Origin of the sequence: Janthinobacterium sp. OK676 (assembly GCF_900103595.1) — a bacterium.
Classification (GTDB): Bacteria; Pseudomonadota; Gammaproteobacteria; order Burkholderiales; family Burkholderiaceae_D; genus Janthinobacterium.
Window position 1 is genome coordinate 58,181 of sequence record NZ_FNHA01000018.1, and the last position, 12,334, is coordinate 70,514.

At 63.6% G+C, this 12,334-nt stretch carries 10 protein-coding genes and 1 pseudogene; 9 read left to right on the plus strand and 2 right to left on the minus strand.

Features of this window, described 5'->3' with window-relative positions:
• Positions 1-4 precede the first annotated feature (4 nt).
• The 8 genes from BLU39_RS26850 (at position 5) to BLU39_RS26885 (ending at position 8,063) form a co-directional block, all read left to right on the plus strand.
• Positions 5-2,434, plus strand: coding sequence for a heavy metal translocating P-type ATPase (locus tag BLU39_RS26850; protein WP_092719186.1), 2,430 nt, complete (start codon positions 5-7; stop codon positions 2,432-2,434).
• Positions 2,435-2,436: 2 nt separating this feature from the next.
• Complete coding sequence (gene ccoS / locus BLU39_RS26855; protein ID WP_092719189.1) at positions 2,437-2,613, plus strand: cbb3-type cytochrome oxidase assembly protein CcoS; 177 nt, start codon at positions 2,437-2,439, stop codon at positions 2,611-2,613.
• A gap of 219 nt (positions 2,614-2,832) precedes the next feature.
• Positions 2,833-4,260, plus strand: coding sequence for a cytochrome-c oxidase, cbb3-type subunit I (gene ccoN, locus BLU39_RS26860; protein ID WP_034752511.1), 1,428 nt, complete (start codon positions 2,833-2,835; stop codon positions 4,258-4,260).
• A 15-nt stretch (positions 4,261-4,275) separates the two neighbouring features.
• Positions 4,276-4,890: a cytochrome-c oxidase, cbb3-type subunit II gene (gene ccoO / locus BLU39_RS26865; protein WP_092719191.1), complete on the plus strand. Its 615-nt coding sequence runs from the start codon at positions 4,276-4,278 to the stop codon at positions 4,888-4,890.
• Position 4,891: 1 nt separating this feature from the next.
• Positions 4,892-5,092 (plus strand): cbb3-type cytochrome oxidase subunit 3, encoded by a 201-nt coding sequence (locus BLU39_RS26870; protein ID WP_070223255.1) that lies wholly within the window; start codon positions 4,892-4,894, stop codon positions 5,090-5,092.
• Positions 5,085-6,005 (plus strand): cytochrome-c oxidase, cbb3-type subunit III, encoded by a 921-nt coding sequence (ccoP, locus tag BLU39_RS26875; RefSeq protein WP_092719194.1) that lies wholly within the window; start codon positions 5,085-5,087, stop codon positions 6,003-6,005. The genes BLU39_RS26870 and ccoP overlap by 8 nt, the downstream gene beginning before the upstream one ends.
• 4 nt (positions 6,006-6,009) lie before the next feature.
• Positions 6,010-7,392: a cytochrome c oxidase accessory protein CcoG gene (gene ccoG / locus BLU39_RS26880; RefSeq protein WP_092719197.1), complete on the plus strand. Its 1,383-nt coding sequence runs from the start codon at positions 6,010-6,012 to the stop codon at positions 7,390-7,392.
• A gap of 146 nt (positions 7,393-7,538) precedes the next feature.
• Positions 7,539-8,063, plus strand: coding sequence for a FixH family protein (locus BLU39_RS26885; RefSeq protein ID WP_092719200.1), 525 nt, complete (start codon positions 7,539-7,541; stop codon positions 8,061-8,063).
• A 3-nt stretch (positions 8,064-8,066) separates the two neighbouring features.
• Here the strand turns inward: BLU39_RS26885 and fnr are convergent, their stop codons facing one another.
• Positions 8,067-8,825 (minus strand): fumarate/nitrate reduction transcriptional regulator Fnr, encoded by a 759-nt coding sequence (gene fnr, locus BLU39_RS26890; protein WP_092719204.1) that lies wholly within the window; start codon positions 8,823-8,825, stop codon positions 8,067-8,069.
• Positions 8,826-9,064: 239 nt separating this feature from the next.
• On the opposite strand from fnr, the gene BLU39_RS26895 reads away from it, so the two are divergent.
• Positions 9,065-12,139: a response regulator gene (locus BLU39_RS26895; RefSeq protein ID WP_092719207.1), complete on the plus strand. Its 3,075-nt coding sequence runs from the start codon at positions 9,065-9,067 to the stop codon at positions 12,137-12,139.
• Positions 12,140-12,162: 23 nt separating this feature from the next.
• On the opposite strand, the pseudogene BLU39_RS29110 reads toward BLU39_RS26895, so the two are convergent.
• Positions 12,163-12,334 (minus strand): annotated as a pseudogene (locus tag BLU39_RS29110) (IS110 family transposase); the annotation flags it as partial.

The following is a 12,334-nucleotide window of genomic DNA, read 5'->3' on the forward strand; positions in this document are numbered from 1 at the left end:
TCCTATGAATGCTGTTTTACAACCATCCGCCTGCTTCCATTGCGGCTTGCCCGTGCCAAGCGGTTCCAGCTGGAACGTCACCATCGACGACGTGCCGCGCGCCATGTGCTGCCCCGGCTGCGAAGCGGTGGCGCAAACCATCGTCGACATCGGCCAGAGCGCCTACTACCGCGACCGCGACGAATATGCCGTCAATGCGGCCGATGCGACCATGGTGCCGCCCGAACTGCGCCTGTACAGCAATGACGATGCGCAATTCGCGCGCGACGCCAGCAGCTGCGAAGCGACCCTGTCCGTCGAAGGCATCCGCTGCGCCGCCTGCGTCTGGCTGATCGAGCGCCAGCTGACGCGCCTGCCCGGCGTGCAGGCGGCCAGCCTGAACGTCGCCACGGAGCGCCTGTACGTGCGCTGGAGCCGCGCGCAGTGCGAGCCGGGCGACATTCTGCAAGCCGTGCGGCAAGTCGGCTACACCGCCTATCCGTATGACGCCGTGCGCCATGGCGAACGCCTGCAAAAAGCCAGCAAGACCCTGGGCCGCCAGCTGTTCGTGGCCGGCCTGTCGATGATGCAGGTGATGATGTACGTGGCGCCCGCCTACCTGGCCGCCGAGGATGGCACCCTGGACGACAATATGGCCAGCCTGATGCGCTGGGCCAGTTTGCTGCTGACCCTGCCTGCCATCTGTTACTCCGCCATGCCCTTCTTCCAGGGCGCCTGGGCCAGCCTGCGCGCGCGCACCCTGGGCATGGACGTACCCGTCGCGCTGGGCATCCTGGCGGCCTTCTTCGGCAGCGTGGTGGCGACCTTCACGGGCCGCGGCGAGGTGTATTACGACTCGGCCACGATGTTCATCTTCCTGCTGCTGTGCAGCCGCTATTTCGAGCTGCAGGCGCGCCGCAAGGCCGCTTCCGCGCTGGAACGGCTGCAGCACGCCTTGCCCGCGTCCGCGTCCTTGATGGCGGGCTTCCCCGACAGCCGCGCCACCACCCTGGTGCCGGCCGGCAGCCTGGCCGTGGGCGACGTCATTCTCGTCAAGCCGGGCGAAGCGATCGCCGCCGACAGCGTCATCATCGAGGGTACGAGCGCGCTCGATTTGTCGTTGCTGACGGGCGAGAGCGCGGCACAGCGCCGCAAAACGGGCGAGCGCGTGCCAGGCGGGGCCATCAACGCCAGCGCGGCGATCATCCTGCGCGTGCTGAAGCCGGCGCGCGAAAGCACGCTTTCCGATTTATTGAAACTGATCGAGCGGGCCGGCAGCGGCAAGCCGCAGATCGCGCAATGGGCCGACAAGGTGGCCGCCTGGTTCGTCCTGGGCCTGCTGCTGTTCGCCGTCGCCGTGTTCGCCTTCTGGATCTGGCACGACGCGTCGCAGGCCTGGCCCGTGGCCATCGCCGTGCTGGTTGTCTCTTGCCCGTGCGCGCTGTCGCTGGCCACGCCGACGGCGCTGGCGGCCGCCACCGACAGCCTGCTGCGGCGCGGCGTGCTGATCGTCCAGCCGCACGTGCTGGAAACCCTGCACCGCGCCACCCACATCGTCTTCGACAAGACGGGCACCCTGACGCTGGGCCGGCCCGTGCTGAAGCAGATCGAGGGCCTGGACGGCATGACGGAAGACGACTGCCTGCAGGTGGCCGCCGCGCTGGAAGCGGGCAGCGCCCATCCGCTGGCGCAGGCGATCCTGGCCGCCGCGGGAGAAACGCCGCGCACGCATGCGGAACAGCTGCAGGAAGTGCAGGGCCAGGGCCTCGAAGGCATCGTCGGCGGCGTGCGCTATCGCCTGGGCAATGCGGCCTTCGTTGCCGCCATCGCCGGTCCGCCGTTGGGCGACACGGCCGTCGGCATGCAGGGCATGACGCCGCTGTACCTGGGCACGCAGGGGCGCTGGCTGACGCGCTTTTTACTCAGCGACGCGCTGCGCCCGGAAGCGCGCGACGTGGTCGCGTATTTCCAGCGGCGCGGCAAGCAGGTCGTGCTGCTCAGCGGCGACCAGGAAGCGCTGACGCAAAGCGTGGCGACGGAACTGGGCATCAACACGGCCTGCGGCGAATGCCTGCCCGATGAAAAGCTCGATTTCGTGCAGCAATTGCAGGCGACGGGCGCCGTCGTGGCGATGGTGGGCGACGGCATCAACGACGCGGCCGTGCTGAGCGGCGCCGACGTTTCCTTCGCCATGGGTTCCGGCGCCGCCCTGGCGCAGGCCCATGCGGACACGGTACTGCTCTCAAACCAACTGGTATCCGTGCTCGACACGGCCAAGACGGCCGCGCGCAGCATGCGCATCATCCGCGAAAACCTGGGCTGGGCCACCCTGTACAATCTGACGGCCATCCCGGCCGCCGCGCTGGGTTTCTTGAACCCATGGCTGTCCGGCGTCGGCATGGCGGCCAGCTCGGCCGTCGTCATCGCCAACGCCCTGCGCCTGCGGAAAGCCTGAACATGGAAGCACTGTATCTCCTCATCCCCTTGAGCGTCGTGGTCGTCTTCATCGCCCTGTGGGTGTATTTCACGGCCTCGGACGGCGGCCAGTTCGACGACCTCGTCGGACCGGGCCTGCGCGTGCTGCAGGACGACGATACGACAACGACGCCGGCGCCCGGCGAACCGCATCCCTGAGCTCCCGGCCCGGCCGGCGTCTGCCCCGCAATCCGCCCAGATTGCAGGGATCTTGTATGGCTTTTTTGATCGTAATTTGACCGAAATACCGCTTTATTTCGATGCCAGTTCGCTACGCTTATTTCATCCGGGGAATTTTGATCCACATCAAAGTTTTTTCGCGGTCAAACACTTACTCTCTGGCCACCATCATAAATAGTAATTCCAGGGAGAGTCTTTGTGGATCAATCGCTGAACTATAACTACAAGATCGTGAAGCAATTCGCGGTCGCTACTGTGGTATGGGGCATCATCGGCATGCTGGTTGGCGTTATCATCGCCGCTCAGCTGGCCTGGCCTGCCCTGAACCTCGACATACCATGGCTGACATACGGACGCTTGCGTCCGCTGCACACGAATGCGGTGATTTTCGCCTTCGGCATCTGCGGCTTGTTCGCCACCTCGTACTACGTCGTGCAACGCACCTGCCAGGTGCGGCTGTTTTCCGACAAACTGGCCGCCTTCACCTTCTGGGGCTGGCAAGCCGTGATCCTGTGCGCCGTCGTCACCCTGCCCATGGGCATGACGCGCGGCAAGGAATACGCGGAACTGGAATGGCCTATCGCCATCCTCATCGCCGTCGTCTGGATCGCCTACGCCATCGTGTTCTTCGGTACCTTGATCAAGCGCAAGGTCAAGCACATCTACGTGGCCAACTGGTTCTTCGGCGCCTACATCCTGGCCGTGACGATTCTGCACGTGGTCAATGGCGCCGTCATGCCAGCCTCGTTCACCAAGTCGTATTCCGCCTATGCGGGCGTGCAGGACGCCATGATCCAGTGGTGGTACGGCCATAACGCGGTGGGTTTCATCCTGACCGCCGGCTACCTGGGCATGGTCTACTACTTCATCCCGAAACAGGCCGAGCGCCCCGTGTACTCGTACCGTCTGTCGATCGTCCACTTCTGGGCGCTGATCTTCACCTACATGTGGGCGGGCCCGCATCACCTGCACTACACGGCATTGCCTGACTGGACGCAATCGATCGGCATGGTCTTCTCGCTGGTCCTGCTGGCACCAAGCTGGGGCGGCATGATCAACGGCATCATGACCCTGTCGGGCGCCTGGCACAAGCTGCGCACCGATCCGATCCTGAAATTCATGATCGTCTCGCTGTCGTTCTACGGCATCGCCACCTTCGAAGGTCCGATGATGTCGATCAAGACCATCAACTCGCTGTCGCACTACACCGACTGGACCGTTGCCCACGTGCATGCGGGCGCCCTGGGCTGGGTGGGCTTCATCACCATGGGTTCGATCTACTACCTGCTGCCGCGCCTGGCTGGCCGCACGCAGATGCACAGCACGCGCCTGGTCGACGTGCACTTCTGGGTGGCCACCATCGGCATCGTGCTGTACATCGCCGCCATGTGGATCGCCGGCGTGATGCAGGGCCTGATGTGGCGCGCGGTCAATCCGGACGGCACCCTGACCTACACCTTTGTCGAGAGCGTGAAAGCAACGTATCCGTACTACGTGGTGCGCGTGGCCGGTGGCCTGCTGTACCTGTCGGGTATGTGCATCATGGGCTACAACACCTGGATGACCCTGCGCGGCAGCAAACTCCCCGTCGCCCGCATTCCGGAACTGAACGCGGCGCACGCCTGATAGGAGCAAAAGCAAATGAAATTTTCACATGCATGGATTGAGAAAAACCCCTGGCTGCTGATCGCCCTGGTCACGGTGGTGATCAGCATCGGCGGCGCCGTCGAGATCGTCCCCCTGTTCTTCCAGAAGAGCACGACGGAGCCGGTCGCCGGCCTGAAGCCGTATTCGCCGCTGCGCCTGGCGGGCCGCGACATCTACGTGCGCGAAGGCTGCTACAACTGCCACTCGCAGATGGTGCGTCCGCTGCGCGCGGAAACGGAACGCTATGGCCACTATTCGGTCGCCGGCGAGTTCGTCTACGACCGTCCGTTCCAGTGGGGTTCCAAGCGCACGGGCCCCGACCTGGCCCGCGTGGGCGCCCGCTACAGCGATGAATGGCACCGCACGCACTTGAACAACCCGCGCGACGTGGTGCCCGAGTCGAACATGCCGGCCTATCCATGGCTGGCGAAGACCAAACTGGTGCCCGACGAGATCATGCCGAAGATGCGCGCCCTGAAACGCCTGGGCCAGCCGTACAGCGATGAAGAGATCGCCGCCGGCCCCGCGCAGCTGCAGGACAAGACGGAAGAAGACGCCCTGGTCGCCTATCTGCAAGGCCTCGGTACATTAATCAAAACAAGGAATTAGCATGGCAATCGAAAACCTGTTTGACAGCGCCAGCAGCGTCATGACGGTGGTTTCCTTTATGACGTTCGTGGGCATCCTGTGGTGGACTTTCAGCCGCAGCAATGGCGACTTCGATGCGGCGGCACGCCTGCCGTTCGCCGACGAGGCGCTCGACTATCCGGCCGATGCCGCGCCGGCACAAGGGGAGCGCAACCATGGCTGACTTTACCAACGGCTTCTGGAATATCTACATCGTCGTGCTGTCCCTGCTGGGCATCATCGGCTGCGGCGTGCTGCTGTACTCGCAGTCGAAAGTGAAAGTGGCCGCCGGCGCCCCCGCCGACGGCACCACGGGCCACGTCTGGGACGAGGACTTGAAGGAACTCAATACGCCGATGCCGCGCTGGTGGATGTGGCTGTTCTACATCACCATCGTCTTCGCGCTGGCTTACCTGTTCCTGTATCCGGGCCTGGGCACCTATGCCGGCAGCCTGGGCTGGAAATCGACGGGCCAGTACGAGGAAGAACTGAAGAAGGCGGAAGCCGACTACGGTCCTTTGTTCAACAAGTACCTGAGCCAGGACATCAAGACGGTGGCGGCCGATCCGCAGGCACTGGCCATCGGCCAGCGTCTGTTCCTGACCTACTGCGCGCAATGCCACGGTTCGGATGCGCGCGGCAACAAGGGCTTCCCCAACCTGACGGACAAGGACTGGCTGTATGGCGGCGAACCCGACATCATCAAGACCACCATCCTGCACGGCCGCAATGGCCAGATGCCGCCGATGGGCGCCGCCCTGGGCTCCGAAGCGGATGTCGAGAACGTGGCCCATTATGTGCTGAGCCTGTCCGGTTCCACCTCGGACCCCGTCAAGTCCGTGCTGGGCAAGGCCAAGTTCGGCGCCTGCATGGCCTGTCACGGCGCCGATGCGAAGGGCAACCAGATGCTGGGCGCACCGAACCTGACGGACAAGACCTGGCTGTACGGCGGCAGCGCCGATACCATCATGGAAACCGTACGCAAGGGACGCAACAACACCATGCCGGCCTTCAGCGATTTCCTGGGCGAATCCAAGGTACACGTGCTGTCGGCGTATGTCTGGAGCCTGTCGAATTCCCCGACGCCCGTGAAATGATGTAATGGAACCTCAAGTCATCAAGATGTATGCGGCCCGCGAGCAGATCTACCCTCGCGAGGCCAAAGGACGCTACGCTACCTGGCGATGGGTATGCGTATGGCTTACCCAGCTGGCGTTCTACGGCTTGCCGTGGTTGACCTGGAACGGCAGGCAAGCCCTGCTGTTCGACTTGACCACGCGCAAGTTCTACATTTTCGGCGTCGTGCTGTGGCCCCAGGATTTCATCTATCTGGCGGCCCTGCTGATCATCTGTGCGTATTTGTTGTTCCTCGTCACGGCCATTGCCGGGCGGGTGTGGTGCGGGTTTTCTTGCCCGCAAACGGTATACACGGAAATCTTTCTGTGGGTCGAACGCCGCATCGAGGGCACGCGCAGCGCGCGCATGGCCCTCGACAGGCAGGGCCCGTCCGTGCGCAAGGCCTTCAAGAAGACGGCCAAGCACCTGGTATGGGGCGCCATCGCCCTGTGGACGGGCTTTACCTTTGTCGGCTACTTCACGCCGATCAAGGAACTGGCGCGCGAGGTGACCACCCTCAATTTCGGTCCCTGGGAATGGTTCTGGGTCTTGTTCTACAGCCTGGCAACCTACGGCAACGCGGGCTGGCTGCGCGAACAGGTGTGCAAATACATGTGCCCCTACGCGCGCTTCCAGAGCGCCATGTTCGACCAGGACACCCTGATCATCACCTACGATGCCAAGCGCGGCGAACCACGCGGCGCCATGAGCAAGAAGGCCGGCAACAACGACAAGCTGGGCGACTGCATCGATTGCACCCTGTGCGTGCAGGTGTGTCCGACCGGCATCGATATCCGCAACGGCCTGCAGTATGAATGCATCGGCTGCGCCGCCTGCGTCGATGCCTGCAACAGCGTGATGGACAAGGTCGAGCGGCCGCGTGGCCTGATACGCTACAGCACCGACCATGCGATGGAAAACAACTTCAATTCGAAGCAGATCCGCCAGCGCGCCATGCGCCCGCGCGTGCTGATCTACACGTCCATCCTGGCCCTGATCATCATCGCCGTATGTACCTCGCTGGCCCTGCGCACGCCCCTGAAAATGGACGTGATCCGCGACCGCGGTTCAATGGGACGCGAAGTGGAAGACGGCATGATCGAAAACGTCTACCGCCTGCAGATCATGAACACGTCCGAGCAAAGCCAGCATTTCAAGATCAGCGCTTCCGGCTTGCCGGGCCTGACCTTGCTGACGCGCGAAGAAGTGACCTTGCAGCCGACGGAAACGCTGGGCTGGCCGATCCGCCTGCGCGTGCCGCACGGCGTGGGCGAGAAGGGCTCGAACAAGATTGCGATCGAATTGCAATCGCTGGACGACCCGTCGCTGCACGTGCGCGAAAGCGCGGTCTTCATCGTGCCGCGGTGATGTTGATTCGGGGTCGGACCCTCTGGGTCCGACCCCGGTATTTCGCCGTAGGGGTAGCATTCAACATGCGGTAGGTTTACTGTATTTTCAACCCAGAAGCAAAAGCTGGGGACAGACCCAAAGGGCCTGACCCCAAGGAGAACAAAATGTCCGACAGTCTGAAACTGCAAGCCCCCGTTGCCCCGTGGTACAAGCACCGCTGGCCATGGCTGCTGATGATCGGCCCCGGCCTGTCCGTGGTCGTCGGCAGCTTCATGGGCTATATCGCGTTTACGCAGCCCGACGCGCTGGTGGTGGGCGATTATTACAAGCAGGGCAAGGCGATCAACCAGGATTTGAAGCGCGACACGATCGCCAGCGACCTGGCCATGGATACGAGCCTGTCGTATGACGTGGCGCAGGCGCGCCTGAGCGGCTCCGTGCACAGCTTCGGCAAGGCCTATCAGGCTCCTTTGCTCCTGCACCTGGCGCATGCGACCCTGCCGGAAAAGGATATCAAGCTGCTGGTGCGGCCCGATGCGGCCGGCAATTTCTCGGTCGCCCTGCCGATGCTCGAGCGCAGCCGCTGGCAGGTGCTGGTGGAAAACGACAAGCGCGAGTGGCGCCTGTCCGGCATCTGGACCTGGCCCGTGCAACGCAGCATCGCGCTGCGCGCGGATGAAGAGCTATAAAGCTTATTTACACACGTCCGTGCCTGCCGTAATGGCTTTCAGCTTGGCAGGCTGCAAGATCTCGATCTCGCGGTTCGACACGCGCAGCCAGCCTTCCTTCTTGAATTTCGACAATAAACGGCTGACGCTCTCGATGGTCAGGCCCAGGTAGTTGCCGATTTCCTCGCGCGACATGCGCAGCTGGAAATTGCTGCCCGAATAGCCGCGCGCCTCGTAGCGCGACGCCAGGTTGACGATGAAGGCGGCAAAACGCTGCGTCGCCTGCATATTGCCCAGCAACAGCATGACACTTTGCTCGCGCGTGATTTCCTGGCTCATCATGCGGTGGAAATGACGCAGCAGGGTCGGCATATTGCCCAGCAATTGTTCCAGGCTGGAAAACGGGATTTCACACACTTCGCTGTCTTCCAGCGCCACCGCATTACAGTGGTGGCGGTCGGCGCTGATGGCGTCCATGCCCAGCAGTTCGCCGGCCATCTGGAAACCCGTCACCTGCTCTTCGCCACCGGGATTGATCTGATAGGTCTTGAAGTGTCCCAGGCGGATCGCGTACAGGTTCTGGAACGAGTCGCCGATGCGGAACAGCGAGGCGCCGCGCACGATCTTGCGGCGGCGGCCGATGATCTGGTCCAGCCTGTCCATGTCGCCCACATCGAGGCCCATCGGCAGGCACAATTGATGCATGCTGCAGGTCGAGCATCGCGCACGCAACGCTTCCACGGTTACTGTGGGCAAGGTTGGAGTGAGTAGCGCTTCAGTCATGTCGGTACCTTTTAGAAAATGCAACAACAAGTTTACTGCATACAGGGTTGCCGTGTGCCAATTTCACGGTAATTTCGGCGAATAAACGACGTCCAGCCTTTAATTATATGGCAACATCGTCACAAGCCCATGCGGGGAGGGGCATTTGCGCGGTGCCGCTTGCCAAGTTGATGTATTGATAGGAAAATTCCTAACAGCATTATCTGCCGCCTGTGCCGCCCGGTACTGAAAAGGAAATCATGAAGCCTCTCGGCATCAAAGCAAAAGTCGCGCTGGCCACCAGCCTGACCTCGATCGCCATGATCGCGCTGGTCACCATGATCCAGGTGCGGCACATGCGCGACGACTTCACGCGAGTACTGCTGAGCCAGCAGTCTTCCCTGATCAGCCGCACCGCAGCCGAGCTCGACGACAAACTGGGCATGCTGCTGCAGATCGTCACCCTGACGGCCAGGCAGCAGCCGCCGGAATTGATCGCCCAGCCGGCCCAATTGCGCGAATACTATTCGCGCCGCTCGATGCTGGTGCTGTTCGACGACGTGCTGGTGCTCGATGCGCAGGGCGCTGTCGTGGCCGACATGCCGGAAGTGGCGGGGCGCGCCGGCATCAACGTCGCCGAGCGCGAGTATTTCCAGACCGTCCTGCGCACGCGCCAGCCCATGATCACGGAACCCATGCTGGGCAAGTCGAGCGGCATGCCCATCGTGCAGATGGTGGCGCCCGTGCTGGCCGCCGATGGCCAGGTGGCCGGCGTGGTGATCGGCGTGCTGCGCCTGTACAAGGACAATCTGCTGGGACGTCTGCGCACGGAAAAGATCGGCAAGAGCGGCTATTACTTCATCCTCACGCGCGGCGCCGTGCCGCGCTACGTGCTGTACCCCGATACCAGCCGCTTGTTGCAGCCGCGCCAGCCGAACGCCAACCCGACCACCACCCAGCTATTGAAGGAAGATGGCGAAGGCAGCATGGTCAGCACCAACAGCCGCGGCGTCACGGCCGTCAACAGCTTCAAGCGCCTGAAATCGGTGAACTGGCTGCTGGCCGCCTCGCTGCCCGTCGACGACGCCTTCGAACCGTTCGACGGCGTGCTGTACCGGCTGGTGCTGTGGAGCATCCTCGCCTCGCTGCTGGCCGCTGCCGTTCTGGGCTGGGTCACCGTGCGCCTGCTGTCGCCGCTGGTGCGTTTGCGCGACACCCTGCTGGCCCTGCGCACCAGCGGCAGCCGTTTCACCCCCGTGCCGGTGCGGCAGCGCGACGAGATCGGCGAACTGACGGAAGCGTTCAACGGCCTGATGAGCGAACGCGACCGCCTGCAGCAGGAACTCGAATCGCGCGCGGCCGAGCTGGAGCAGGAGCGCGACCGGGCCGAGGCGGCCAACCGCGCGAAGAGCGATTTCGTGGCCAACATGAGCCATGAAATCCGCACGCCCCTCAATGCCGTGCTGGGCATGGTGTATTTGCTGGGCAATACCAAGCTCGATACGGAACAGCGCAAGTATCTGACCATGGTGCGCGTGGCGGGCCAGTCGCTGCTGGGCATCCTCAACGACGTGCTCGACTATTCGAAGATCGAGGCGCGCCGCATGGAATTGTCGCCCGTCGAATTCGACCTCGACGAAGTCATGAATACCCTGGCCACGACGATGACGATGAATGCGGGCGAAAAGGAGCTGGAACTGGCCATCGCCGTCGAGCCCGACGTGCCGCGGCGCCTCGTGGGCGACGCCCAGCGCCTGCAGCAGATTCTCGTCAACCTGGCCGGCAATGCCATCAAATTTACCGAGAACGGCGAAGTGGTGGTGGCCGTCAGCCTGGCCGAAAGCGAAAACGGCCGCGCCTGGCTGCGCTTCGAAGTGCGCGACACGGGCATCGGCATGACGGAATTGCAGCAACAGCAGCTGTTTGCCGCGTTTTCGCAGGGCGACCAGAGCATCACGCGGCGCTTCGGCGGCACGGGCCTGGGCCTGGCCATCAGCAAGCAGCTGATCCACATGATGGGCGGCGACATCGCCGTCGCCAGCAGCGAAGGCAAGGGCAGCCGCTTCTGGTTCAGCGTGCCCTTCGAGATGCTGGCGCAACCGGCCGAAACGCGGCGCACGCCGGCGCTGGGACAGCTGCGCCTGCTGGTGGCCGACGACAACCGCACCACGCGCGAACTGATCGTGAAACTGATCGAGGCGTGGGGCTGGCTGGCCGACGAAGTGGACTCCGGCTTTGCCGCCATCGAACTGTACCGCGAGCGCCTGGCGCAGCAGCAACCGTACGATGTCGTGCTGGCCGACTGGCACATGCCCGTCATGGACGGCCTGGCCACGGCCAAGGCCATCCGCCAGGCGGCCAGCGGCCAGCGCCAGCCCATCGTGGTGATGGTCAACGCCTTCGCCCGCAATCACCTCGAGGAAATCTCCAGCGCGGCCGAGGCCGACGTCGTGCTGATGAAACCGATCACGGGATCGAGCCTGTTCGACGCCCTGCACCAGGCGCTGATCACGAAGAACGACGGCGGCGAGCAGCGCATCCTGCACCAGCCGCTGGGCACGGAACTGGCCGGCGTGCATTTCCTGCTGGTGGAAGACAATCATTTGAACCAGGCCGTGGCGCGCGGCATCCTCGAACACATGGGCGCCACCCTGGACGTGGTGGGCGACGGCTTGCAGGCCGTGGAGCGGCTGCGCACGGAAGCGCTGCGCTACGACATCGTGCTGATGGACATGCAGATGCCCGTCATGGACGGCTTCAGCGCCACCCACATCATCCGCACGGAACTGCGCCTGAGCCTGCCCGTGATCGCCATGACGGCCGGCGTGCTGGCGTCCGAACGCGAGCGCTGCATGACGGCCGGCATCAGCGATTTCATCGCCAAGCCCGTCGTGGTGGAAGAGATGATGGAAGTCATCCTGCGCCACCTGCCCAAGCGCCCGCCAGTGCAGGCGGCCGAACCGGCGCGCGTCGCCGATGAGGAAGTGTTTTCCATGGCGCCGCTGATGCGCGTGATGGGACGCGACGCGAAGGGGCGCGGCGTGCTGCGGCGCATGGTCGAAGACGCGCTGAACAAGGGCATGACGCCCGTGCGCGACGCAGAAGCGGCGTTGCAGGCCGGCCGCCACAGCGACGTGGCGCGCATCCTGCACAGCGTGCGCGGCTCCGTGGGCACCCTGGGCACGAAACGCCTGATCCGCGCCGCGTTCGCCACCGAGGAAGCCATCGATGCGGGGCGCCTGGACGAGGTGCCGGCGCTGCTGGCGCACGCGGCGCAGGAACTGGAACTGGCGCTGGCGGCGGCGGCGGATTGGTTGTCGAGGCTGAAGGATTAAAAGGGTAGATACTGTTATCCCCGTCAAGCGGCGTGCAAGGTCGGATCAAATATTTTTCCCGACCTGAGCACGCCGAATGCCACGTGCACCAGCTTGCGCATCATGGCGCCGATGATCAGTTTCTTTGCCTTGCCAGCAGCACGCAGGCGCTGACCAAAGCGCTTGCCCCAGGCTGTCCGGTACACGGTCACCATG

Excerpts from the sequence above, each read along its gene's own strand:
- BLU39_RS26850 (WP_092719186.1), top strand. The coding sequence starts at position 5 with ATGAATGCTGTTTTACAACCATCCGCCTGCTTCCATTGCGGCTTGCCC.
- ccoS (WP_092719189.1), top strand. The coding sequence starts at position 2,437 with ATGGAAGCACTGTATCTCCTCATCCCCTTGAGCGTCGTGGTCGTCTTC.
- ccoO (WP_092719191.1), top strand. The coding sequence starts at position 4,276 with ATGAAATTTTCACATGCATGGATTGAGAAAAACCCCTGGCTGCTGATC.
- BLU39_RS26870 (WP_070223255.1), top strand. The coding sequence starts at position 4,892 with ATGGCAATCGAAAACCTGTTTGACAGCGCCAGCAGCGTCATGACGGTG.
- ccoP (WP_092719194.1), top strand. The coding sequence starts at position 5,085 with ATGGCTGACTTTACCAACGGCTTCTGGAATATCTACATCGTCGTGCTG.
- ccoG (WP_092719197.1), top strand. The coding sequence starts at position 6,010 with ATGGAACCTCAAGTCATCAAGATGTATGCGGCCCGCGAGCAGATCTAC.
- BLU39_RS26885 (WP_092719200.1), top strand. The coding sequence starts at position 7,539 with ATGTCCGACAGTCTGAAACTGCAAGCCCCCGTTGCCCCGTGGTACAAG.
- fnr (WP_092719204.1), bottom strand. The coding sequence starts at position 8,825 with ATGACTGAAGCGCTACTCACTCCAACCTTGCCCACAGTAACCGTGGAA.
- BLU39_RS26895 (WP_092719207.1), top strand. The coding sequence starts at position 9,065 with ATGAAGCCTCTCGGCATCAAAGCAAAAGTCGCGCTGGCCACCAGCCTG.